The 21,444-nt window shown below is 69.1% G+C and carries 24 protein-coding genes; 12 read left to right on the top strand and 12 right to left on the bottom strand.

Going from position 1 to position 21,444, the window contains the following annotated elements; translation table 11 throughout:
* Position 1: 1 nt before the first annotated feature.
* Entirely contained in the window at positions 2 to 604 is a 603-nt protein-coding gene (locus tag NR810_RS33510; protein ID WP_257458522.1) for a hypothetical protein, read from the top strand.
* Positions 605 to 615: 11 nt separating this feature from the next.
* Complete coding sequence (locus NR810_RS33515; RefSeq protein WP_257458523.1) at positions 616 to 2,331, top strand: tetratricopeptide repeat protein; 1,716 nt, start codon at positions 616 to 618, stop codon at positions 2,329 to 2,331.
* A 23-nt stretch (positions 2,332 to 2,354) separates the two neighbouring features.
* Here the strand turns inward: NR810_RS33515 and NR810_RS33520 are convergent, their stop codons facing one another.
* Positions 2,355 to 3,209 (bottom strand): alpha/beta fold hydrolase, encoded by an 855-nt coding sequence (locus NR810_RS33520; RefSeq protein ID WP_257458524.1) that lies wholly within the window; start codon positions 3,207 to 3,209, stop codon positions 2,355 to 2,357.
* Positions 3,210 to 3,305: 96 nt separating this feature from the next.
* Here NR810_RS33520 and NR810_RS33525 point away from each other — a divergent pair, with 96 nt between their 5' ends.
* Complete coding sequence (locus tag NR810_RS33525; protein WP_257458525.1) at positions 3,306 to 3,854, top strand: isochorismatase family protein; 549 nt, start codon at positions 3,306 to 3,308, stop codon at positions 3,852 to 3,854.
* On the opposite strand, the gene NR810_RS33530 is transcribed toward NR810_RS33525, so the two are convergent.
* Positions 3,851 to 4,426, bottom strand: a complete 576-nt coding sequence (locus NR810_RS33530; RefSeq protein WP_257458526.1) for an SRPBCC family protein — start codon at positions 4,424 to 4,426, stop codon at positions 3,851 to 3,853. The genes NR810_RS33525 and NR810_RS33530 overlap by 4 nt on opposite strands.
* Positions 4,427 to 4,536: 110 nt before the next feature.
* On the opposite strand from NR810_RS33530, the gene NR810_RS33535 reads away from it, so the two are divergent.
* On the top strand, positions 4,537 to 5,325 hold the full coding sequence (locus tag NR810_RS33535; protein WP_257458527.1) for an SDR family NAD(P)-dependent oxidoreductase: 789 nt from the start codon (positions 4,537 to 4,539) through the stop codon (positions 5,323 to 5,325).
* 4 nt (positions 5,326 to 5,329) lie between these two features.
* Here NR810_RS33535 and NR810_RS33540 read toward each other — a convergent pair whose 3' ends face one another.
* From NR810_RS33540 to NR810_RS33575, 8 genes are all read right to left on the bottom strand, one after another.
* Positions 5,330 to 5,680, bottom strand: a complete 351-nt coding sequence (locus NR810_RS33540) for a response regulator (protein ID WP_257458528.1) — start codon at positions 5,678 to 5,680, stop codon at positions 5,330 to 5,332.
* Complete coding sequence (locus NR810_RS33545; protein ID WP_257458529.1) at positions 5,677 to 7,197, bottom strand: ATPase domain-containing protein; 1,521 nt, start codon at positions 7,195 to 7,197, stop codon at positions 5,677 to 5,679. Before NR810_RS33545 ends, NR810_RS33540 begins: the two co-directional genes overlap by 4 nt.
* 150 nt (positions 7,198 to 7,347) lie before the next feature.
* Positions 7,348 to 8,226, bottom strand: a complete 879-nt coding sequence (locus tag NR810_RS33550; protein ID WP_257458530.1) for a metal ABC transporter permease — start codon at positions 8,224 to 8,226, stop codon at positions 7,348 to 7,350.
* A gap of 9 nt (positions 8,227 to 8,235) precedes the next feature.
* Positions 8,236 to 9,051 carry a metal ABC transporter ATP-binding protein gene (locus NR810_RS33555; RefSeq protein WP_257458531.1) on the bottom strand — a complete coding sequence of 272 codons (816 nt, stop codon included), beginning with the start codon at positions 9,049 to 9,051 and terminating at the stop codon, positions 8,236 to 8,238.
* Positions 9,038 to 9,883 (bottom strand): hypothetical protein, encoded by an 846-nt coding sequence (locus NR810_RS33560; protein WP_257458532.1) that lies wholly within the window; start codon positions 9,881 to 9,883, stop codon positions 9,038 to 9,040. The genes NR810_RS33555 and NR810_RS33560 overlap by 14 nt, the downstream gene beginning before the upstream one ends.
* 3 nt (positions 9,884 to 9,886) lie before the next feature.
* Complete coding sequence (locus tag NR810_RS33565; protein WP_257458534.1) at positions 9,887 to 10,810, bottom strand: metal ABC transporter substrate-binding protein; 924 nt, start codon at positions 10,808 to 10,810, stop codon at positions 9,887 to 9,889.
* A gap of 25 nt (positions 10,811 to 10,835) precedes the next feature.
* Positions 10,836 to 12,185: a zinc-regulated TonB-dependent outer membrane receptor gene (locus tag NR810_RS33570; protein ID WP_257458536.1), complete on the bottom strand. Its 1,350-nt coding sequence runs from the start codon at positions 12,183 to 12,185 to the stop codon at positions 10,836 to 10,838.
* A gap of 69 nt (positions 12,186 to 12,254) precedes the next feature.
* Complete coding sequence (locus NR810_RS33575) at positions 12,255 to 12,665, bottom strand: hypothetical protein (protein ID WP_257458537.1); 411 nt, start codon at positions 12,663 to 12,665, stop codon at positions 12,255 to 12,257.
* Between the two features lie 106 nt (positions 12,666 to 12,771).
* On the opposite strand from NR810_RS33575, the gene NR810_RS33580 reads away from it, so the two are divergent.
* The 6 genes from NR810_RS33580 (at position 12,772) to NR810_RS33605 (ending at position 18,947) form a co-directional block, all read left to right on the top strand.
* Positions 12,772 to 13,113 (top strand): Rieske (2Fe-2S) protein, encoded by a 342-nt coding sequence (locus NR810_RS33580; RefSeq protein WP_257458538.1) that lies wholly within the window; start codon positions 12,772 to 12,774, stop codon positions 13,111 to 13,113.
* 137 nt (positions 13,114 to 13,250) lie between these two features.
* Positions 13,251 to 13,811 (top strand): GTP cyclohydrolase I, encoded by a 561-nt coding sequence (gene folE, locus NR810_RS33585; protein ID WP_306818742.1) that lies wholly within the window; start codon positions 13,251 to 13,253, stop codon positions 13,809 to 13,811.
* A complete protein-coding gene (locus tag NR810_RS33590; RefSeq protein WP_257458541.1) occupies positions 13,808 to 15,253 on the top strand; it encodes an FAD-binding oxidoreductase in 1,446 nt (481 codons plus the stop codon). Before folE ends, NR810_RS33590 begins: the two co-directional genes overlap by 4 nt.
* 225 nt (positions 15,254 to 15,478) lie before the next feature.
* A complete protein-coding gene (locus NR810_RS33595) occupies positions 15,479 to 16,225 on the top strand; it encodes a sigma-70 family RNA polymerase sigma factor (protein ID WP_257458543.1) in 747 nt (248 codons plus the stop codon).
* A gap of 131 nt (positions 16,226 to 16,356) precedes the next feature.
* Entirely contained in the window at positions 16,357 to 17,097 is a 741-nt protein-coding gene (locus tag NR810_RS33600) for a hypothetical protein (RefSeq protein WP_257458545.1), read from the top strand.
* On the top strand, positions 17,094 to 18,947 hold the full coding sequence (locus tag NR810_RS33605) for an AMP-dependent synthetase/ligase (RefSeq protein ID WP_257458546.1): 1,854 nt from the start codon (positions 17,094 to 17,096) through the stop codon (positions 18,945 to 18,947). Before NR810_RS33600 ends, NR810_RS33605 begins: the two co-directional genes overlap by 4 nt.
* A gap of 105 nt (positions 18,948 to 19,052) precedes the next feature.
* Here NR810_RS33605 and NR810_RS33610 read toward each other — a convergent pair whose 3' ends face one another.
* Together NR810_RS33610 and NR810_RS33615 are read right to left on the bottom strand one after the other, a co-directional pair.
* Complete coding sequence (locus NR810_RS33610) at positions 19,053 to 19,298, bottom strand: twin-arginine translocase TatA/TatE family subunit (protein WP_257458547.1); 246 nt, start codon at positions 19,296 to 19,298, stop codon at positions 19,053 to 19,055.
* 74 nt (positions 19,299 to 19,372) lie between these two features.
* Complete coding sequence (locus NR810_RS33615; protein ID WP_257458548.1) at positions 19,373 to 20,374, bottom strand: sensor histidine kinase; 1,002 nt, start codon at positions 20,372 to 20,374, stop codon at positions 19,373 to 19,375.
* A 199-nt stretch (positions 20,375 to 20,573) separates the two neighbouring features.
* Here NR810_RS33615 and NR810_RS33620 point away from each other — a divergent pair, with 199 nt between their 5' ends.
* Positions 20,574 to 20,945, top strand: a complete 372-nt coding sequence (locus NR810_RS33620) for a response regulator (protein WP_257458549.1) — start codon at positions 20,574 to 20,576, stop codon at positions 20,943 to 20,945.
* A gap of 89 nt (positions 20,946 to 21,034) precedes the next feature.
* Positions 21,035 to 21,364, top strand: a complete 330-nt coding sequence (locus NR810_RS33625; protein ID WP_257458550.1) for an SCP2 sterol-binding domain-containing protein — start codon at positions 21,035 to 21,037, stop codon at positions 21,362 to 21,364.
* Positions 21,365 to 21,444 lie beyond the last annotated feature (80 nt).

Consider the following 21,444-nt stretch of genomic DNA (forward strand, 5'->3'; position numbering starts at 1 on the left):
CATGGGCGCCTCCCTTCCCCAGCTCCTCCCGCCGGACGTGCGGCGCGAAGGGGAGCGGCTGTTCGACGTCTCCATGTGGTGCATCGGCCGCGATGTCTCCCACGTGGACAACCTGTTGTTGCGCCGGGGCCTCACTCGCGAGCGCATTCCAGCGGGACAGCAGGGCACCAGCGCCTACTCGGGTGCGTTGCCCGGGGGAGGGGCCTTCACGCTGTGGGGCTTCGGGGCGCTGTGCCGCGTGTGCGGCGAGACCGTCTACGTGCCGCGTGACGGTTTCTCCCCGTCCCTGGTGGACGAGGGCCGGGTGGTCTGGCCCGTCTTCCACGCGGCGGGGCTCGGGGCTGCTCGCGAGCCCGTCACCCCGGGGGAGTGCTCCGCCGCGCACACCGCGGTGGTGGCCCTGGCCGGATGGCTGGCCGGGTACGAGGAGTGGGTGGTGGAGGTGATGGGCATGGGCTGGCGGCACGAGTGCGTCGCGGCACGGCGCAAGGCGCCGCCGGTGCCCGTGGAGAAGCTGGCGGTGGCGTGGCGGGAACTGGCCGGGCGCGTCGAGGCGCTGGCGCGGCCCGTTGTGGACGAATCGTTTGCCCCGGTCGGGGCGTGAGAGAGGTCATCATGCTGTCACGACACCTTCGAGCCGAGGAACCCTCCATCTTCCCCTCCAGCCCCTGGGACGACGTCCCGGACGCGGAGCTGTCCACGCCTCCGCTGCGCGAGGGACTGGGCCGCGCGCACCTCCCGGTGAGCACCCGGGTGCCCCTGGCCCAGGCGTACTTCGATCAGGGCCTGCGCCTGCTGCACCTGGGGTGGGGCGCCGAGGCCCGGCGCGCCTTCGCGGAGGCGGCGCGGAGGGATCCGCGGCTCGCCATGGCGTACTGGGGCCTGGCCATGACGCGGGGGGCCGGTGCCCGCTACGCGGGGGAGCGGGCGGAGGCCATCCACCGGGCGCTCGCCCTCAGCGAGGACGTGACGGACGCGGAGCAGCGCTACATCGTCGCGGCCACCTTCCTGGCCGACAAGGGCCCCGCCAACGGCCGTCATGGCTTCGTGCGCGAGATGGAGTCCCTCGTGGACCTCTACCCCGAGGACGCCGAGGCGCGGCTGCTGCTCGCCGGCTTCCTCACGGACGGGTACGAGCCGGATGGGCGTCCCGGCGCGGGCCAGCCGTATGCCCAGGCGCTCCTGCGCGAGCTGCTGCGCACGCACCCGAACCACGAGGGCGTGCACCATGCGTGGCTCCAGGTGACGGCGGACGGTCCCCGCCCCGAGGCGGCGCTGGAGAGCGCGCGGCGCCTGCGGTTGCTGGCACCTCGCGCGAGCACGGCGCTGCTCGGCTCCGGCCGGCTGCTGCTGCGCGTGGGCCATACGCGCGAGGCGCGCGAGGTGCTCGAGGCGGCGGTGGCCGCGGATGACGCCTGGCTCGCCCAGGAGTCCCTGCCCGAGTCCGCCGCGCCGGTGGCGGGCCATGCGCTGCGCCTGCTCACCGTCGCGTGCGCCGACGCGGGGCGCTACGGCGAGGCCCAGTCCTGGGCGCGCCGCCTGCGGTCCCGCGTGGAGTCGGTGACGCCGCCCTCCGGACAGGCGCTCGTGTTCGCGGCCGGTGCGCTCGCCAGCCTGCACCTGCGCTTCGGTTTCTGGCGCGCGGCCGCGGAGATTCGCGTGGAGCTGCCGCCCGAGGCGAGCCCGGCGGAGCGCGGGCTGCTCGCGGGCCTGGAGACGTATGCCCGGGGGCTGCGCGCGCTGGAGTCCGGCAAGCTCGTGGAGGCGGAGCGGGCCTGCGAGGAGCTCGATGCGCTGCACCCGCCGCTGGCCGAGGAGCGCAAGGGTGACAGCCGCATGCTGTGCCCGCGCGATGTCGCCCGGGTGGTGGAACTGGCGGCCTGCGAGCTGCGGGGCGCGCTGGAGTCCCGCCAGGGGGATGACGCCCACGCCGAGGCCACGCTCATCCGCGCGATGCGGTTGGAGCGCCGGCTGCGCGCCGCGGGTCCGGCGGCCTTCTCCCGCCCGGCGCGTGAGACGCTGGCCCGCTCGCGCCTGCGCTCGGGCAGGGCGGACAGGGCGCTGGAGCTGGCCGAGGCGCTCGTGAAGGAGCGTCCCGGCTGCGGTCATGCCTGGCTCCTCGTGGCCGAGGCGCAGGTCGCCCGGGGCTCCCTCTCCGAGGCGGCTCCGGCCTTCGCCTCCGTCCTGGAGTGCTGGCGAGAGGCGGATCCGCACCTGCCGGAGGGCCGGCGTGCCCGCGACTTCCTCGCGAGCCGGGGCGGGCTCGGAGTGAAGGCCGTGGCGCGCTCCAATGTCATCCCCCTCCGGGCGATGGAGAACGCCTCGTACTGAAGCGTTCGCGCGTGCCGCGTGGCTCAGGCCGTGGGCCGCGCGGGCTCGGGCACCGAGTCGAGGAACGAGAGGATGCGCCGCCCGCAGTCCTCTGGATGTTCCAACGGGTAGAGGTGGGTGCCGGGCTGCTCTCCGGTGTGAACGCCGGGGAGCGTGCGACGGACACGTTCCAGGGCTTCCGGGAGGAGCGTGTCCGAGTCCTCCCCGCGCAGCACGAGCGCTGGTACGGGAACCGCGCGCAGCTTCCGCCAGACGCCGCGCGGTGACGTCTCGAAGACGCGAGCCTCCCAGTCCCTGGGGATGGTGAGCCGGAAACCGCCTCCGGGCACCTCGGTGAGCCCATGGGTGAGGTAGTCCTGGAAGCAATCGGGATCGAATCGTTGGAAGAGGGTCTTCTTGCGGTAGCTCGTGGCGGCCTCCTCACGGGAGCCCCAGGACTCGCGGCGGCGCCGGGCCAGGCTCGCGGGGGGAACCCGGTGCCGCAGCCCGAGCAGGGTCAGCGCCTGGAGCAGCAGCAGTCGTTTGCCCGTGAACAGCACCGGGTCCAACGCCACCACGGCCCGGAAGAGCCCCGGGTTCTTCACGGAGGCGAGCAGGGTCGCCACGCCGCCCATGCTGTGGCCCACGCCCACCACCCCTTCCAGCCCGCGCGCGCGCAGCGCCTGGGCCAGCTCGTCGGCCATGTCGTCCCAGTCCCGCATCGCGCGCGGATCCGTCCCCGGTACGAGGCAGCGGCTCCGGAGGGTGAGGACGTGGTAGCGCGGCTTGAGGAGCTCGATGAGCTTGCGGTAGCTGCCCGGTGGAAAGCCGTTGGCATGGGCGAGGTGCAACACCGGACCGGTGCCACCCCAGTCATCCAGGTGCAGGGGGTCGCTCATCGCGCTCCGGCATACCTCAGCGGGCCCGTTGGGGGGCCATCAATCGCCCGCGCGCCGTGCTTGACGAGGGGGCCCGGCTTCGGACAATCCGCCCTCATGCCCACCTTCCGACTCAAGAGAGACCAGGCCGCGCTCCTCGTCGTGGACATCCAGGAGCGGCTGTGCGCCGCCATGGAGCGTGACGCGCTCGACCGGGTGCTCAACCGCTGCAACGCCGCCATCGAGGGCGCGAAGGCGCTCGAGCTGCCCATCATCGTCACCGAGCAGTATCCCAAGGGCCTGGGGCCCACGCACTCGCTGGTGAAGATGCGGCTGGGCAACTACTCGGCCGTGGAGAAGCTCGAGTTCACCGCCTGTGTGCCCGACGTGGCCACGCGGCTCGGCCAGCGCAAGCAGGTGCTCCTCATCGGCATGGAGACGCACGTCTGTGTCTTCCAGACGGTGCGCGACCTGACCGAGAAGGGCTTCACCCCGTTCCTCTGCGCGGACGCCGTGATGTCGCGCAACCCGGAGGATCGCCGCGTGGGCCTGGAGATGTGCCGCGAGGCGGGCGCGCACATCGTCACCGTGGAGGCCGCGCTCTTCGATCTGCTCGGGTGCGCGGGCACTCCCGAGTTCAAGAAGGTCTCCGCCGCCGTCCGTTAACCCCTTTCAGGGAAGTCGAGTAGGCGCACGGGGTGCCACAGGTTGTGCGGGAACGAAGGGCCAGGGGGATTCGGCACACGGGCCGCTTCCTCCGGGCTGCGGGCGTGACGCCGCGCCAGCTCCAGGGTGAGGCTTGTTTCGCCGCGATTCATGCACCAGCGATGATTGGACTCGAACAAGGGCCTGAGCAGGAACTCCAGGCCTTTCAAGAGCGGCTTGTTCGTGTGGACCGTCCAGTCATAGTGGACATGCACATAGGGGCCGTGCTGCTCGAACTTCCAGACGCCGGTACCCTCCAGGTCACCTGTCACTTGCAAGGTGAAGCCGTGCGGATACCGCGTCTCGGTCCGGTGGAAGGTGAGCTGGAGCGTGTAGGGCATCCACCCCTTCGTATGGAACTTGAAGCGCTTGCCCAGGCCGTATTTGCCCCCAGGCGCCAGCTCGACGTATTCCAGGTACACGGCTGGCCACCAGCGCGGCAGCTCGCGCCCGTTCTCCAGGAGTTCGTAGATCTCCTGGACCGTGCTCTCGACCCGCCAGAGGGTGGTGAAGTGGTAGTTGCTCGTTTGCATGGCCGCTCGGTGTGAGTCCTCTGGCCACGAGCATGTCAGCAATGGGGGGCAGGTGGGTGCACTGAATTCGGGATGCCCCGAAGGCCCTCTCCCGTTAAAGAGCACCCGTCATGAACCTGCACCTCGACAACAAGCTCGCCCTCGTTACCGCCTCCTCCGGCGGCATCGGCAAGGAAATCGCCGCCGCCCTCGCCCGTGAGGGCGCCCGGGTGATCATCAACGGACGCAGCGTCTCCAGCGTCGAGTCCGCCATCGCCGACATCCGTGCCCGCGTGCCGGGCGCGAAGCTCGAGAAGCTGGCCGCCGACAACGGCACCGCCGAGGGCACCGCGGAGACCGTCCGCCAGTTCCCCGAGGTGGACATCCTCATCAACAACCTCGGCATCTACGAGGCCGTGGGCTTCTTCGACGAGACGGACGAGGCCTGGCAGCGCCTGTTCGAGGTCAACATCATGAGCGGCGTGCGTCTGGCCCGCCATTACCTCAAGGGCATGTTGGCGAAGAAGACCGGCCGCGTGATCTTCATCGCCAGCGAGTCCGCCATCAGCCCCTCGCCCGAGATGGCCCACTACGCCGCGACGAAGACCATGCAGCTCTCCGTGTCCCGCAGCCTCGCCGAGCTGACCAAGGGGACGGCCGTCACCGTCAACACCCTCCTGCCGGGTTCGACCCGGACCGAGGGGGTCGGCAAGTTCGTCCAGGATCTCTTCCCCGGCGTGTCCCTCGAGGAGGCGGAGCGGCGCTTCATGCGCGAGAACCGCCCCACGTCGCTCATCGAGCGCCTCATCGACCCGAAGGAGATCGCCGACTTCGCCGCCTTCGTGAGCAGCCCGCTCGCCTCCGCCATCAACGGGGCCGCCCTCCGCGTCGACGGCGGGCTCGTGCGCAGCGTGTTTTGAGCTCTCACCCGACCAGATGCGTGATCACCTCGAGCATCCGGTCGAACTCGAAGGGTTTGGGCAGGAACCGCGTCTTGGGTGTGACGAGGCTCCTGTCCAGTGTTCCGGCGCTCATCACCAGGATGGGGAGATCCCGGAGCGCCTCGCTACCGCGGACCTCTCGGATCAACGTGTGCCCGTCCATCCTGGGCATCATCAGGTCGGTGATGAGCAGATCCGGCTTCTTCTCCGCCATGGCGGCCAGGGCCTGACGGCCATCGTGCACGACGCGGACATCGAAGCCCTCCTCACCGAGGAGCTCCGCTAGCACGTTCGCGATGTCCGGCTCGTCATCGACGATGAGCACATGCCTCATACGTCGTCTCCTGATCCTTCCTGTGGGGAGCGGGAGTGCGAGGGGGGAGGGTCGTGGGCGGGTTCCTTCTGCCCTCTCTGGCTCATCTGGCCGAGCACCACTTCGGCACTGTCGAAGGTGCTCGCGACCTCGAGACCGTGGGACGTGATGTGGAACTCGCGGATGAACGGGTCGTAGTTGCTCTCGCGGATCTTCAGGATGGAGATGAGCCGGTGGAGCTGCGCGCGGAGCTCCACGTACCGCACGAAGATGATGTTTTCGACGGTCGCGGACAGACCCACCGGGGGGAGGCCGAACTCGGGTCCGCCGAAGGGCGTCTCCATCGAGACGGCACTGCTCACTCCGAGCGCGCGCAGCTCGTTGCTCAGCGCGGTGAAGAAGACGGGGAAGCGCTCCGGGTGTGCCGCGGCTTGCATCAGTCCATCCACCCCGTCGATGAACAGCCGCTTCACCTTGTTGCGGTACACCACCTCCAATATCTGCTCGGCGACGGAGTCGAGGAACTGCTCGGTCGGCTGCCGCCACTGCACCTCCAGCAGTCCGGACTCCACGTGCGCGCGCAGTTGCAGACCCACTCCCTCCGCCTTGGCGATCAGCCGCGGGGGCGTTTCGTAGAATCCGAAATAGAGGCTCGGCTGCCCCAGGTCCAATCCCTCCTTCAGCAGGTGGAGCCCGAGCAGGGTCTTCCCGCTGCCGGGAGCGCCCATCACCGCCGTCATCGAAGCCGAGGGCACGCCTCCCTCCAACATGTTGTCGAGTCCGCGAATCCCGAAGCGGCTCTTGTGCTCCGGGGGAGGGGAGACCAGCTCCCGATCGAGCAGGAGCGCCTCCCTTCGCGGGTGGACCGTGACACCCGGGTCTCCGATGTCGAAGACGTGCCGGCCCCCCAGGTGCGAGCTGCCCCGCAGCTTGAGGACCAGGAGCTCGCGCGTCAGCCTCATCCCGAACATCTTCTGGTCGAGCTCGATGATGCCGTCGGCGGCGAACTGATGGAGCATCTCCTGCTCTTCCCCTTTGTGCGCGACCAGCAGCGCCGTGCAGCCCATGAGCGACAGGAAGGTCCCGAGCTCCCGCAGGAACTTGCGGTAGGCGAAGGGAGATGACACCAGCTCGGAAGCCGTGTTCAGCGAGTCGATGACGATCAGGGACGCGTGATGTTCGCGCACCGCTTCGCTGAGCATCGTGTGGAACCGCTTGAGGCCGCCTTCCTCGAGCGCCGCGACCCCGCTCAGCAGGGTGAGGCGGCTCTGGACGAGCGAGCGGTCGAAGAAGGTGAAGGACTCGAGGTTGGACAGCAGCCGTGCGTGGGACTCGGAGAACGTCGTGACGTAGACGACATTCTCGCCAGCGGCCGCGCGGTGGAAGGCGACCTGACTGGAAAGAACCGTCTTGCCAGTGCCCGGCGCGCCCGTGATGAGGTACATCGCGCCGCGCAGCAACCCGCCGTGGAGCACGACATCCAACCCGACCACGCCCGTGGGCAGGTGCTTGCTCTTCTCTCCAGAGGTGGTGCCCACCGTGGATGACCCCCTGGGAGGCACTCCTGTCTCTTCATGAGACCTCCCACGGCCCAATATGGGGGCCGACCGGGGTCATCAGAGCCCGCTTCTTCCGGGCCACCCGTCGGTTGCCTGCCAGGACTCCGAGAGGCCGGGCAGGGGCTGGGATCAGCTGGACGTGCCGTGCGTGAAGAGCTGGCGCAGGGCCCGCGCGACCATGGCGAGGACCACCAGCACGCCCGCGAGCACCGTCTGCGAGCCGCCCACGGGGAAGTTGTAGAAGTAGGCGAAGAGGTAGCCGCCCAGGCCGGAGATGGCTCCGGCGAGCGTGGCCAGCAGGAAGGTCCACGGCAGCCGCAGGTCCAGCATCAGCGCGGCGATGGCCGACAGGGTGGAGAAGGCGAACACCGGCAGCGCGCCCAGCGCCCGCGCCGACACGCCCACCATCAGGCCGATGGAGATCATCACCACCGCGTCGAGCATGCGCACCGGCAGCCCCTGCACCATGGCCCCGGTGCGGTCGAAGCTGGCGAAGGTGAGGCCTCGGAACCACCACAGGTGGAGCAGGAGGGTGGTCCCGCCCACCACGGTCACCGCGATGAGCTGGGGCCGCTCCACCAGTACCGCCGTGCCGAAGAGGATGCCCTGGATGTCATGGGCCTCCTGGGAGATGCGGTCGCCCACCAGGATGGCCGCGCCGCCCGTGAGCGCGTAGGCCAGACCCAGCATGCTCTCGTGCGTGAGCCGCAGCCGCGAGGGATCCGTCATCAGCAGCATCGTGGCCACCAGCGACATGCCCACCGCGCCCAGGGTGGGCTCGATGGCGAAGCCCACGTGGATCTCCGCGAAGAAGGCCAGTGCCACGCCCAGGCCGGCCGACTGCGTCACCGCCGCGCTGACGAACACCATGCGCCGCAGCACCACGTACACGCTGAGGAACCCCAGCGCGCTCCCGGCGATGAGCGCGCAGAGCATGGGGTCCCTGAACAGCTCGTAGGCATCCCAGAACTGTGACCAGGTGGTGGTATCGGCGAGCTGCGGATCCAAGCGTCGGTCCTATCGGGGGTGAACGGGGTTGTGGGTGGGGCAGTAGTCGTCGCCGTACTTGTGGCGGAAGGCAGGATGGCAGAAGACGGTTTTCGCGTCCCCCAGAACGATGGCCGGGCCGTCCTTGTCCACGAAGAGGAACTGGTCGCAGAAGTCGGCGGCCATCTGCAGGTCGTGGCTCACCACCACCACCGCCAGCCGCCGGGGCCCGCGCGCCAGCTCCGCCAGATGCTGCATGGTCTCGCGCTCGGCCACGGCGTCCATGGAGGCGGTGGGCTCGTCCAGCAGCACCAGGTCCGCCTCGGTGGCCAGCACCCGCGCCAGCAGGGCCCGCTGCTTCTGGCCTCCGGACAGGTCGCGGTAGGGCCGGTTGGCGATGAGCCGGGCTCCCGCCGAGTCCAGCGCCGACTCCACCACCGCCCGGTCCTGCTTCTTGGGGAAGGGCCACAGGAAGTTCCACCCGGACAGCCGCCCCCACTGCACCAGCTCGCGCGAGCGCACCGGCAGCAGCGCGTCGATGCCGGAGGTCTGGGGCACGTAGGCGCTCTTCACGCGCTCGTGGGTGCGGGCCACGCTGCCGGAGACTGGGGGCAGCATGCCCAGCAGCGTCTTGAACCAGGTGCTCTTGCCCGAGCCGTTCCGGCCGATGACGGACAGGAAGGTGCCCCGGCGGATCTGCAGGCTGATGGCCGGCAGGAGGGGCTTGCCGTTGTAGCCGACGACCAGGTCCTCACAGCACAGGAGCAGGTCGGACGAGTGCTCGTGCTGGTGGTGGACATGTCCATCCGCATGGTCGTGGGCGTGGGCATGGTCAGGGGTCTGCACGGGTCACCTCCGCCTCGGGGGAGAAACGGGCCAGCCGCTCCATCAGCGCCTTGTATGCCTCGGGGTGGGTCGAGGCAGTGATGTTCACTACGCCGTTCTGGTCCTGACTCAGCGTGCTCCAGTCCAGGGGATCGAAGAGCGCGGCCGTCAGCTTCAGGCTCAGGTCCAGCTTCGCCGCCGGAGGGGTGGAGCGGTCCGAGGGCAGGTCCAACTCGCCGGAGAGGATCGCCACGGGTGCGTCGCTCTGATCGTCCGGCACGAAGTCCACCCGGAAGCGGCGCGCATCGGCGATGCGCGGGGGAACGCGTCCGTCACGCACGGAGCCCTCCAACCGCAGGGACTCGACGCCCCAGCGGCCCTGGGACACCTGGGCTTCCGGCAGGGCGCACCGGGGCGAGCAGCTCAGCGCGCGCGTCTCCGGGGCGAGCAGATCGAGCGGCTCCGCGACGGGCAGCGTCACCACCGTGCGCGAGCCTCCGCCCCCACCCATCTCCGCGGCGATCTGCTCGTAGGGGATGAGCGCCCCGTCGTCGCGGTGGCAGTGGCCACCGTGGCACAGCGAGTAGCCCGGAGGGGGGTTGGACGGATCGAAGGCGCCGCCGCCGCCGCCCGCGCTGGCGAGCAGCTCGATGCCGGACATCCGCATCACGGCCAGATCCACGCGCACCTGATAGTCCGAGCTCAGCCGCTGGTAGCCGTCGCTCGTGGCGCGCTCGGAGAGCGGCTCGTAGGTGACGCGCATGGAGGGCTCCACCACGGCGAAGCCCTGGCCGGGCTCCCATGCGCAGCCACCGAGCGCCAGTCCCAACAGCAGGAAGAGAGAGCGTCGCATGGCTCAGGTCCCCTGGCCCTTCAGGCCGTTCTCCAGGCGCGTCACGACCTCCTCGATGCGCTGGATGTACGTCTGCCCGCCACGGAAGTTGGTGCCGCCGGGGAGGACGACGAGCGGCGCGGGGAGGAGCTTCGACAGCTGCTTGCTGGTGGTGGCGGGGTAGTACTCCTCCTGCAGGATCATCCGCACCTTCTTCTGCCGCCCCTGTCCCAGCACCTGGGCCACGTGGGCGGGGTTGGGCGGGATGCCGGGCTTGGGCTCGAGGTAGGCGATGGTCTGGAAGCCCGTCCAGTCCGCCAGGTACGCCGTCGTCCGGTGGTAGGCGATGACGGGCACGCCCTTCATCCCGGCCAGGCGCTTCTCCCAGCCGGCGCGCGCCTGCTCCAACTCGGTGGAGAACTTCGCCAGGTTGGCGCGGTATGCCTCCGCGTTCTTCGGATCCAGGGTGATCATCCGGTCGGCGATGCCCGTGGCCACCGCCAGGCCCGCGCGCGGGTCATAGAGGAAGTGCGGGTTGCCGCCCGGGTGCACGTCGCCCTGGCTGCGGTCCACCGGCGTGGTGGGGGCCTCCAGCTTGCGCGCGAACTGGGACACGTCCAGGTAGCCGTTGCTGCCGGAGAGGATGCGGTCGTTGCGCGCGCCGTTCTGCAGCGTGGGCAGCCAGCCGATCTCCAGATCCATGCCGATGGCGAGCAGCAGGTCCGCCCGGTTGAGATCCAGCGCGAGGTTGGGCTTGGCGTCCACGAAGTGCGGATCCTGCGTGGACAGGGCCAGCGAGGTGACCTGCACCTTGTCGCCGCCCACGGCCTTGGCGAGCGCGGCGATGTCTGGCACGGAGGTCACCACCTTCAGGTCGGCGCGCGCGGGGAAGGAGAGGAGGAGGCAGAGGGCGGCGCTCAGGGCCGCGATCCATCGAGAGGGGCTCATCGGAGACTCCTGGAGCAAGAGGGTTTCAGAAGGCGTGGGAGCCGTGCGCGCCCATCACCACTTCGAGTGCGAGGAAGACCGAGTAGTCCGGGCGCTCGCGCCAGCGGGCGAGGTCGGTGGCGGCCTGCAGGCGCAGGCGGGAGAACTCGGTGGGCCAGAAGGTGAGGTTGGCGGAGATGCGCTGGCGGTCGTCGGTCCACTCGGGATCGAGTGGATCATCCGCGACGAGGCTACCCCGGGTGCGCGCGGGGCTGCCGAACTCGTAGCGCGCGGCGGTGGCCCAGCGCTGGTCGAAGCGCCAGAGCGCCTGGCCATAGCCGCTGAAGTCCGACAGCACGTCCTGGGGAACCTGCCGGCGGCGGTAGAAGAGCTCGCCCTGGAAGGTCACCATCGTGGTGCTGCCGCCCGAGATGGGCCGGTACCTGAGGTACACGTCCGTGCCGATCACGTCGGTGCGGTTGCGGTAGCCGGTGGGGTTGGGGCCATTGGCGCCCGACAAGCCCCACATCAGCGACAGGTCATCCGACAGCGGGAAGAACTGCTTCACCGCGCCGGTGAACTGGAAGTCGAAGGGAGAGGTGACGCCGCCACTCGAGGAGCCGAGGAAGCTGCGCGCGGTGCCCTCGCCGCTGGCGTCGGTGACCGAGCCGATCACCTCCACGTACCAGGGCAGCGGGGTGAGCCAGGAGGCCTCCACGCCCAGCCCGCGGTTGCCCTCGCCACCGAAGACGCGGCCGATGGAGAAGGGCTGATCCACGAAGTCCCACGCGTGAGGGTGCGTGGCGTTGAGCCGGCCGAAGCGGGTGAGGAACTGGCCGGCGCGCAGCTGGAGGTTGGCGGGCAGGGAGGTGGTGGTGGCGTAGGCCTCCTCCACCTCGACGCCGAACTGGCTGAAGACAATGTTGCCCGTGAAGCGGAAGTACGGATCCACCGCCGTGTTGAGCGACATCTCCAGCTGCTGGAAGTTGAAGCCGCTGACAGTGGGATCGTGCCCGCCCGTCTGCAGGGGCTCCTTCGAGGTGAAGGCGGCGCCCGCCACGTCCAGGACGAAGGACAGCTCCAGGCCCCGGATGTTGATGTTCGACGGGCTGAGCGTGATGCCACTGGTGGACGACGTGGCCGGGGTGCCGCTGGCCGCGGCGCTCGAGCCCGACTGCGCCGCCGCGGCGGCGTCCTGCCCGAGCGCCTCCTCGAGGGCCTTCATGTCCTCGGCCGAGACACCCGTGTCCGGCGAGGCCTCCTCGGGCGGTGTGCCCGCGTCGGAGGAAGCGGAGGGAGTACCCGCGTCGGGCGATGTCTGGGCCGACGCGGACAGGGAGAGACAGAACGACAGGCAGACGGCGAGGCCGGCGAGCCGGCGCGATGTGACGGACACAAGGACTCCTCGAACCAGACGTCCGGATGATGAGGGCGGACGCCGACCCATGACTTCGCTTCGACGGCGCTAGACGCGCGCTGGAGGCGAGGCCTTGGGGGCGGTATCGAGCACGGACAGCGCGCAGAGGGGCCGGGGCGGCGCGGTGGCCGGGCGGCTCACCTCGAGGCAGGCCTGGACGACGGGCTGGACCTCGGGAGGCCCTGGCAGCTCCTGCCGAGCGCTGACCGACGCGAAGGCGCACTCCTCATGGAGCAGGGTGCCGACCGTGGTGGGCGGCTGCTTCTCGATGGCCCTGGCTTCCTGGACCTGGCTGGAGCGCGCCGTCCCCCTTTTGACCGAGGCCTCCTCGAAGGCACGGTGCGTCGGGCAGTAGCGGTGCACGTGTTCCCGCGCGTGCGCGATGGCGAGCAGCGGCTGGGCAACCCATATCCCCACCGCGAGCAGGGCGATGAGGTGTGCAACGATGTGGGCGCGCATTCGCATCGGGCAGGAAAACGGTAATTATCTGCTCTACTGGTCCCCTATAGAGGTGTCAAGGGAGCGGCGAGGCGCCTCCCATCCTATCGGTGCTTCGAGGATCGCGATGGACGGACAGGCCAACGAGAACTTCATTTCCGTGGCGCGTCTGGCCGATCTGGACGAGCGGGGCCGGGCGGTGGTGAGGGTAGGGAAGGAGTGGGTGGCACTGGTCCGTGCGGACGGACGCCTGCATGCCGTGCAGCAGGCCTGCCCCCACCGGGGAGGACCCCTGTCGGAGGGGGATCTGGACGGGTGCCTCCTCTATTGCCCCCTGCATGCCTGGGCCTTCGACGTCCGCACCGGCGACAGCCCCACGCATCCCGGCGCGCGGGTGCGCATCTACGCTGTACGTGTCATCGGAGACGAGATTCAGGTGGCGGCTTCGGGTAGGTTGCCCGCCCCCTGAATAGCGATGGCCGGGAGGGACACCCGCTCGACGGCCTCAAAGGAGCTTCGCCTGTGGGAAACCCCCGAGTACCGCGTCGTGTCCCAGGAGGCGTGAAGTCCGGACGGGAAGGAGCGGGCAAGCCGGACCGGGCGGCCATGGCCGCGGCCATCCAGGACTTCCTGCGTGCCGCGGGCCTGAAGCAGGAGGGGGACCCCAACCTGATGGGGACTCCCGAGCGGGTGGCCGAGGCCTGGGCGGAGGAGTTCCTCGATGGCTACGGACGCACGGCGGAGGAGGCGCTGGGGGAGACGTTCCCCGCGCCTCCGGGCTCGTCCGGAGAGCTGGTGGTGGTGACGGACCTGCGCTTCCACTCCATGTGCCCGCACCACCTGCTTCCCCTGGAGGGCCGGGCGCACGTGGCCTACATGCCGTCGAAGCGGGTGGTGGGCTTTGGCCGGCTGAGCGCGCTGGTGGACTGCTTCGCGCACCGGCTCATCCTCCAGGAGGACCTGGCGCGCGAGGTGGCCTCGTCGCTGGCTCGTGTGCTGGGGAGCCCCGCCACCGCCTGCATCATCGAGGCGGAGCAGGCGTGCCTGCGCATCCGGGGAGACCGGCAGCGTGACGCCCGCACCCACGCGGAGGCCTACGAGGGCCAGTTGCGCAAGGACGGAGCACTGCGCCGCGAGCTGTGGGCGCGGCTGGGAGCGAGGCGATGAGCGGAGCCAGGACGCTGCTGCCAGCGGAGCGGACCTTCCCCAGGCCCGAGCCCTCGCTCCTGGAGCGTGCGCACGCGGCGCTGGTGGAGGTGCTCTCGCCCGGCCAGGTGCGCCGCGACGAGTCCACGCGGGAGGACTACTCCAAGGACGAGTCCGACAGCGGCGTCTTCCCGCCGGACCTCGTGGTGTTTCCGGAGAACACCGCGCAGGTATCGGCCGTCTTCCGGACGTGCCAGTCGTTGGGTGTCCCCTTCACGCCCTGTGGTGCGCGCAGCGGCAAGAGCGGTGGCTCGCTGCCCTTGATGGGGGGCGTGGCGGTGAGCCTGGAGCGGATGAACCGCATCCTGAGCGTGTCGGTGGAGGACCTCACCGCCGTGGTGCAGCCGGGCGTCATCACGGGAGACCTGATGAAGGCCGTGGAGGCGCAGGGGCTCTTCTATCCACCGGATCCGAACTCGTGGGAGTTCTGCACGATGGGGGGCAACGTGGCGGAGAACGCCGGTGGCCCCCGGGCGCTCAAGTACGGTGTGACGCGCGACTACGTCATCGGCCTGGAGTGGGTGCTGCCGAGCGGCGAGGTGCTCCGCCTGGGCCGCCGCACCATCAAGGGCGTGGCCGGCTATGACCTGGTGGGCCTCTTCGTGGGCTCCGAGGGCACGCTCGGCGTGGCCACGGAGATCACCGTCCAGCTCATCCCCAATCCCCGGTACGTGAAGACGGCCCTGGTCATTTTCGACTCGGTGCACACCGCCGCACGTGCGATCACCGCCGTGCTGGCCGCCGGGATTCTTCCTCGCACGCTGGAGCTCATCGACGAGGTGGCGCTCGAGGCCGTGGATGGTCGGGGCTTCAACTTCCCTCCAGGGGCCGGCTCGGCCGTCATCGCCGAGGTGGATGGCAACGTGGAGGACGGCTTGTTCGCGGAGCTCGGCCAGCTCGGTGAAATCTGCGAGCGGCACGGTGCGACGGAGGTCCTGGTCGCCCAGGACGAGTCCCAGCGCGAGAAACTCTGGGCGGCCCGCCGGATGGTTTCACGCGCCCTGCGCGCGTTGCGTCCGCACAAGATCTCCGAGGACATCGTGGTACCCCGGTCCCGTATTCCCGACATCATCCAGGCGCTCAAGAAGATGGGTGGAGAGCTGGGTCTGCTGGTGGCCACGTACGGCCACGCCGGGGACGGAAATCTTCACGCCAACATCCTCTACGAGGGGCCCCATCAACGCGCGCTGGTGGAGACCGCCATCCAGCGCATGCTGGAGCTCACCGTCTCCATGGGTGGCACCATCACGGGCGAGCATGGGGTGGGACACGCCAAGCGGGAATATCTGGCGATGGAGCAGCCCGAGCCCGTCCTGGAGCTTCAGCGCCAATTGAAGCGCTTCTTCGATCCTTCAGGGATGTTGAACCCCGAGAAAATCTTTCCCGCGCCCAAGCGTTCTTGATCCTACGCGGATGCGCTCGTTTTCCGAGGCAAGGGGCCTCTTCCCCGAGGGGAAGAGGGGCTGTAACGCTCCCGTGACAGACCCTGGACGCTTGTAGACAGGGTAAGCGAGAGAAATACCCCTGAACGGAAATGAGAAACCCTTCGGCTCGTTGTGCGTCCTAGTGGTGTGGACGCGGAACTGGGGCGGGCGCGTCCGTCAAAGAGGGAATGGAGGACGCGAAAAATGGCGAACAGGACGATGAAGTTTGGAGCCGAGGGCCTGTCGCACTACCTGCGCCATCTCGGGGATCACTCGCAGCTGACCCGAGAGCAGGAGTACGAGCTGGCCGGGCGTGCCCGCAAGGGTGATGAAGCGGCGCGACAGACGCTCGCGACGTCCAACCTGGCCTTCGTGGTGGCGGTGGCGAAGAAATTCGCCAACCGCGGAGCCCGGCTGGATGACCTCATCCAGGAAGGCAATGTGGGTCTGATGAAGGCGATCGAGCACTTCGATCCGAAGAAGAACGTGCGCTTCGCCACCTACGCGGTGTGGTGGATCCGCGCCTACATCACCCGCTACCTGAAGGACAACCGCAGCCAGGTGCGCGGCGGCGAGGCCGAGCGGGGCAGCATGACGGACTTCTCGCTCGATGCGAGCATCGACGAGGAAGGCGAGACGACGTTCCTGGATCGGCTCGAGGACGGCGGCCCGTCTCCCGCGGAGATCTTCCTGGGCCGCGAGCAGACCGAGGAGGTTCAGGAGGCGCTGGCCAAGGTGCGCAAGCGCATTGGCGACCTGGGCTGGGACATCCTTCAGGAGCGTCTCACGCAGGACAAGCCGCGCACGCTGGAGGAGCTGGGCCAGCGCTGGGGTGTGTCGCGCGAGCGCGTACGGCAGGTGGAGCTCAAGACGAAGAACTTCCTCGAGCGCTACCTGGCTGCCTTCAATCAGGACGAGGAGCAGCAGCCCTCCTCCGCGGACGCGGCCTGATCCCAGGAACAGGCTCCATGTCCATAACCCAACGGGGCGGTACCTGAGGTGCTTCGGCACCGCGGGTGCCGCCCTTGTCGTTGGGGAGCTCGGGTTGCTGGTGGAGAAAAGCGCGTGCTAACACGCCGAGTATGCGCTCGATTTCACTTGCTCTTTTCGTGCTGGTGTCCCTGCCAGCGCTGGCCGCGTCCCCTGAAGAGCTGTCCTCATGGGATGCCCTGTACGCCCGCCGCAACGATGCCGCCGCGGTGAAGCAGCTGGACGAGGCCCTGCAGAAGGCGCTCGCGGCCACGCCCGAGGACTACGAGGTGCTGTGGCGCGCGGCCCGGCTTCGACAGTGGCAGGCGGATGGCACCGCGGACTCGAAGGCGAAGAAGAGCCTGGGCAAGCAGATGTGGGAGCTGGGTGATCGCGCCCGGAAGGTGTCGCCGGACCGGGTCGAGGGCCAGTACTTCGCGGCGCTGGGGATCGGTGCCTACTCGCAGGCGGTGGGGATCGTCACGGCGCTCGGCGAGGGGCTGGAGGGCAAGTACAACGAGCGTCTGGACGCCGCGCTGAAGATCGACCCGATGTTCGAGCGTGGAGGACCTCTTCTGGCCAAGGGCCGTTATTTCTATGAGCTGCCGTGGCCCAAGAGGGACCTGAAGAAGTCCGCCTCGCTCTACCAGAAGGCCATCGCGAAACATCCCGAGCAGCTTCGGGGCTGGCTGTACCTGGCCGAGACGCTGCTCGCCGATGGCGAGGAGAAGCAGGCGCACGAGGCCATCCTCAAGGTGACCCAGGGCAGCGTGGGGTATGACCCGGCCGAGGGTCAACGCGTCCAGGGGTGGGCGAAGAAGGTCCAGGCCGCCATCGAGGAGGAACTCAAATGAGAGCCGAGACCCAGCTGGCCCCCTCCACCGCGCCCGTGGGCAACCTCGTCGAGCTGTTGCTGCAACGGGCTCAAGCTCCCACGAAGGTCGGTGCGAGTTGGAAGACGGGGGGCCGCTGGGAGGACGTCACGTGGGGGCACATCCTCGAGGACGTGAAGGCGCTGTCCGCCGGGCTCCTCGCTCGAGGGGTGAAGCCGGGAGACCGGGTCGCCATCTTCGCCGACACCAGCCTGCGGTGGGTGGTGTGTGATCTGGCCATCTACGCGGCGCGGGCCATCACCGTCCCCATCTACGCGTCCAACACCCCGGACGAGGTCCGCTACATCCTCAACCACTCCGAGTCATCGCTCGTCTTCGTGGACCATGACGAGAAGACGCCCAAGCAGGCCGGGCGCGCCACCCGCCTGAGGCAGAAGCTCGCCGAGTGTCCCAGCGTGCGCGAGGTGGTCCTCTTCGAGGGCCCGGCCTCCGGCGACGCGGAGCTGACGCTGGAGGACCTGATGGCCCGGGGACGCGAGGCCCATGCGGCCCGGCCCGAGTCCTTCGAGGAGCGGGTGCGCTCCATGAAGGCCGACGACATCTGCAGCATCATCTACACCTCCGGCACCACGGGCGATCCCAAGGGCGTGCTCCTCACCCACGGCAACTGGGCCTACGAGGCCAATGGGGTGAAGCGCATCGGGGTGATGGCGCCCACCGACGCGGTGATGATGTTCCTGCCCCTGGCGCACTCCTTCGGGCAGGTGGTGAAGGCCTCCTGGCTGTCCATGGGCTTCCGGATGGTGTTCGCCGAGAGCACGGACAAGCTGCTGGCCAACCTGGCGGAGACGCGCCCCACCATCCTCCCGGCCGTGCCGCGCGTCTTCGAGAAGGTCTACAACGGCGTGGTGGCCAACGGCTCCTCTGCCCCGGGCTTGAAGGGCCGCCTGTTCCGCTGGGCGTTCTCCCTCTTCGACGAGTACGTGGAGGCGAAGCTCCAGGGCCGCGAGCCGCCCCAACTGGGCCTCGCCCTGGCGCGCAAGCTGGTGTTCTCCAAGGTGCGCGCCGCGCTCGACGAGAAGCTGGGTGGCAACATGCGCCTGTTCATCTCCGGTGGCGCGCCGCTGTCGCGGAAGATCGCGTACTTCTTCGAGCTGCTCGGCTTCAAGGTGCTGGAGGGCTACGGCCTCACCGAGACGTCGGCCGCCACCTGCGTCAACCTGCCGGAGAAGATCAAGATCGGCACCGTGGGCCCGCCGCTGCCCGGCACCGAGGTGAAGATCGCTCCGGATGGGGAGATCCTCATCCGCGGCCCCGGGGTGATGAAGGGCTACTACAAGGACGACGCGGCCACCGCGGAGGATCTCGAGCCGGATGGCTGGTACCACACCGGGGACATCGGCGAGGTGGACGCGGAGGGCTACGTCCGCATCACGGATCGCAAGAAGGACATCATCGTCACCGCCGGCGGCAAGAACATCGCGCCGCAGAACCTCGAGAACACGCTCAAGACGTTCCCGCTCATCAGCCAGGCGGTGGTGCATGGCGACAAGCGCAAGTACCTGGTGGCGCTCATCACGGTGGCCGAGGAGCCCGCGCGCAAGCTGCTCACCGACAAGGGCGTGACGCCCGGCTCCTACGCGGAGCTGTGCCGGCGGCCGGAGCTCCGCGCCGCGGTGCAGGAGATCCTCGACAAGGTGAACTCGGGGCTGCCGTCCTACAGCACGCTCAAGCGCTTCGCGGTGATGGACGCCGACTTCAGCCAGGAGACCGGCGAGCTGACGCCCAGCCTCAAGGTGAAGCGCAAGCACGTCAGCCTCAAGCACAAGGCCCTGCTGGACAGCCTCTACGAGGGCGACACCGCCGATTGAGCGGGCGCCCGGCCGGCTGGCCGCTGCTGGAGCGGCGACGCCCGTTCAGCCTCACCCCAGGAGGGCGGGCCGAGCGGGCGCTTGGTACGGCGATGGACCGGGCTCTCAGCCCTGGTGGGTGGTGGTGGTGGTGCTGCGGGCGTTGACGTCCTTGTCCACGCCACCGCCGCTCGCCAGCGTCCCCGACGGCTTCTTGTCCTCGGCGGCGGGGGCCTCCTCGCCACCGAAGCCGCGCTTGAAGTTGCGGATGGCGCTTCCCAGCGCGGAGCCGAGCTGCGGCAGGCGCGAGCCTCCGAAGAGGAGCAGCAGCACCCCCATGATCAGCAGAATCTCCGACATCTTCAGACCCATCTCGCACTCCTTGGAAAAGGCCGGGGCAGGATAGCCTCGGAGGGCGCGGGTCGCCAGCAAGACGATCGGGAGGCTCAGGCCTGGGCGCTCGCCGAGGAAGCGAGTGCGATGGGGAGTGTAAGGAAGAGGGTGATCCCTCCCTCGTCCGCCGTCACCCCCACGGAGCCGCCCAGCGCCTCGATCTCCTGCCGCGCGAGGCCCAGCCGCAGCGGATCCTCCAGCTTCTTCTCCCGGAAGGCGCGCTCCTCCCGCGCGAAGGTGAGGGCGGTCTCCTCCTCCGAGGGAGGCACGCCGTCACGCCGTACCTCCACCCGCAGGCCCCCATCCTCCGGCCTCGCCCGCACCCTCAACTGCTCCCCGGGCTGGACGTGCAGCAGGTGGTGGCGGATGAAGGCCTCCACGGCGTGCTGCACACGGCCTCCGTCCACCTCCACCTCGGGCAGGGCCGTGCCGGGCAGCTCCAGGCTCAGGCCCACGCTCGCCGCGCCCGCCGCCTCCAGCTGGTGCTCCACCGCCTGGGCCAGCAGCGGTTCGAGCGCCTGTTTCTCCGCCTCGCACGCCAGCATGCCGAGGTCGGCCCGGCTCGCATCGAAGAAATCCTGGGCGAAGGACAGGGCCCGGTCCGTGTTCCGGAGAATGGTCTCCAACCCGCGTTTGGCCTTGGGCTCGAGCGGGATGCGGCCATTGAGCAGCAGGGCGGCATAGGAGCGCACGTTCGCCAGGGAGCCCCGCAGATCATGAGAGGCCAGCCCCAGATAGCGCACCCGGCGCCGGACGAGCTCCTCATCCCCCTCGACGGGCAGCGTCCACAACAGCCTCGCTCCGTCCTCCAGGGGGCGCTCGCCCGCCCGGAGCAGCCGCCCCTCGTGCTCCCACAGATCCGCACCTGGCCGCTGGCGGAAGCCCACGCCCCTCAGCAGCTCCTCCAGCGAGCCCACGGCTTCGGGCAGCTGTGCCACCCCCAGGTGGGCCCGCATCCGTCCATCCACCTCGCGCAGATGACCTCGACGCGAGAGGATGGCGAATCCGGGCGCATCCTCCCCGGCCACCACCCGCTGCTCCCCCTCTTCCCTCACGCCTGCCGTCTCCTGGTCCATGGGTTAGGAGAACGGTGGGCAGGCACTGTCGATTTTGCAACGAGCCTGCCAACCTGCCCCTCGTACCAGTTGATATCTTCCGTACCCTTCCGCTCGGATTCGGCGAAAATCTGGGTGCGCGCAACCTCAGGAGAAAAATCTGTCCTCAGCTCACTCTCAGCACCCTGATGCCAGTGTCGTGCTGGTGGTCGATGACGACCCCGACATCCTCGAGGCCCTCTCCGAGATTCTCGAGGCCGAGGGCTTCGAGATTCGCCGCGCCCGCAACGGAAAGGAGGCGCTGGAGCGCCTCGAGCCGGATCCTCCCCAGCTCATCCTGTTGGACCTGATGATGCCGGTGATGGACGGCTGGGAGTTCGCCCAGCGGATGAGGCAGAAGCCGAACGTGGCCAACATCCCGCTCATCGTCCTGAGTGCGGATCGCAACGTGGGCAGCAAGGCCACGGACATCGGCGCGGTGGGCCACCTGGCCAAGCCCTTCGAGCTCAACGACCTGCTGGAGATGGTCCGGCGTTCACTGGGGCAAGCCCAGGCCAGTGCCGGACGCTGAGGGGCGCCAGCTGGCTTGACCTGCCCGGGTACCATCATTACGGTCCGCCCGTCGTTGATTCAGCAGTCAATCCTCCAAAGGAGAGTGCCATGTCGAACGCTCAGGAGATCATCGAGAAGGACATCCCGACCACGCTGCAGCAGAACCCGCAGCTGGCCAAGGACATCAACTCGGTCATCCACTTCAACATCACCGGCGACAACGGGGGCACCTGGACGCTGGACTGCACCAAGCCGGCCGACTGGGTCTCCAAGGGCGCCGAGGGCACCCCGAAGATGACCATCACCGTCAGCAACGACGACTTCGTGAAGATCCGCGCCAAGCAGCTCAACGCCCAGATGGCCGCCATGCAGGGCAAGCTCAAGTTCAAGCCGATGGACATGGGCCTCGCCATGAAGCTGGCGAAGCTGCTCGGCTAGAATCGCCGGAGCCGCGCCTCCAGGCGCGAGTCTCCTCGGGCGGCGCGAGCTCCTCTCCGGGGCCGCGCCGCTTCTTTTTT

Source organism: Archangium lipolyticum (assembly GCF_024623785.1).
GTDB classification, from domain to species: Bacteria; Myxococcota; Myxococcia; order Myxococcales; family Myxococcaceae; genus Archangium; species Archangium lipolyticum.

Excerpts from the sequence above, each read along its gene's own strand:
- NR810_RS33510 (WP_257458522.1), top strand. The coding sequence starts at position 2 with ATGGGCGCCTCCCTTCCCCAGCTCCTCCCGCCGGACGTGCGGCGCGAA.
- NR810_RS33515 (WP_257458523.1), top strand. The coding sequence starts at position 616 with ATGCTGTCACGACACCTTCGAGCCGAGGAACCCTCCATCTTCCCCTCC.
- folE (WP_306818742.1), top strand. The coding sequence starts at position 13,251 with ATGGCCGCGGCCATCCAGGACTTCCTGCGTGCCGCGGGCCTGAAGCAG.
- NR810_RS33600 (WP_257458545.1), top strand. The coding sequence starts at position 16,357 with ATGCGCTCGATTTCACTTGCTCTTTTCGTGCTGGTGTCCCTGCCAGCG.
- NR810_RS33595 (WP_257458543.1), top strand. The coding sequence starts at position 15,479 with ATGGCGAACAGGACGATGAAGTTTGGAGCCGAGGGCCTGTCGCACTAC.
- NR810_RS33525 (WP_257458525.1), top strand. The coding sequence starts at position 3,306 with ATGCCCACCTTCCGACTCAAGAGAGACCAGGCCGCGCTCCTCGTCGTG.
- NR810_RS33520 (WP_257458524.1), bottom strand. The coding sequence starts at position 3,209 with ATGAGCGACCCCCTGCACCTGGATGACTGGGGTGGCACCGGTCCGGTG.
- NR810_RS33575 (WP_257458537.1), bottom strand. The coding sequence starts at position 12,665 with ATGCGCGCCCACATCGTTGCACACCTCATCGCCCTGCTCGCGGTGGGG.
- NR810_RS33565 (WP_257458534.1), bottom strand. The coding sequence starts at position 10,810 with ATGAGCCCCTCTCGATGGATCGCGGCCCTGAGCGCCGCCCTCTGCCTC.
- NR810_RS33580 (WP_257458538.1), top strand. The coding sequence starts at position 12,772 with ATGGACGGACAGGCCAACGAGAACTTCATTTCCGTGGCGCGTCTGGCC.
- NR810_RS33540 (WP_257458528.1), bottom strand. The coding sequence starts at position 5,680 with ATGAGGCATGTGCTCATCGTCGATGACGAGCCGGACATCGCGAACGTG.
- NR810_RS33535 (WP_257458527.1), top strand. The coding sequence starts at position 4,537 with ATGAACCTGCACCTCGACAACAAGCTCGCCCTCGTTACCGCCTCCTCC.
- NR810_RS33625 (WP_257458550.1), top strand. The coding sequence starts at position 21,035 with ATGTCGAACGCTCAGGAGATCATCGAGAAGGACATCCCGACCACGCTG.
- NR810_RS33590 (WP_257458541.1), top strand. The coding sequence starts at position 13,808 with ATGAGCGGAGCCAGGACGCTGCTGCCAGCGGAGCGGACCTTCCCCAGG.
- NR810_RS33610 (WP_257458547.1), bottom strand. The coding sequence starts at position 19,298 with ATGGGTCTGAAGATGTCGGAGATTCTGCTGATCATGGGGGTGCTGCTG.
- NR810_RS33560 (WP_257458532.1), bottom strand. The coding sequence starts at position 9,883 with ATGCGACGCTCTCTCTTCCTGCTGTTGGGACTGGCGCTCGGTGGCTGC.
- NR810_RS33530 (WP_257458526.1), bottom strand. The coding sequence starts at position 4,426 with ATGCAAACGAGCAACTACCACTTCACCACCCTCTGGCGGGTCGAGAGC.
- NR810_RS33605 (WP_257458546.1), top strand. The coding sequence starts at position 17,094 with ATGAGAGCCGAGACCCAGCTGGCCCCCTCCACCGCGCCCGTGGGCAAC.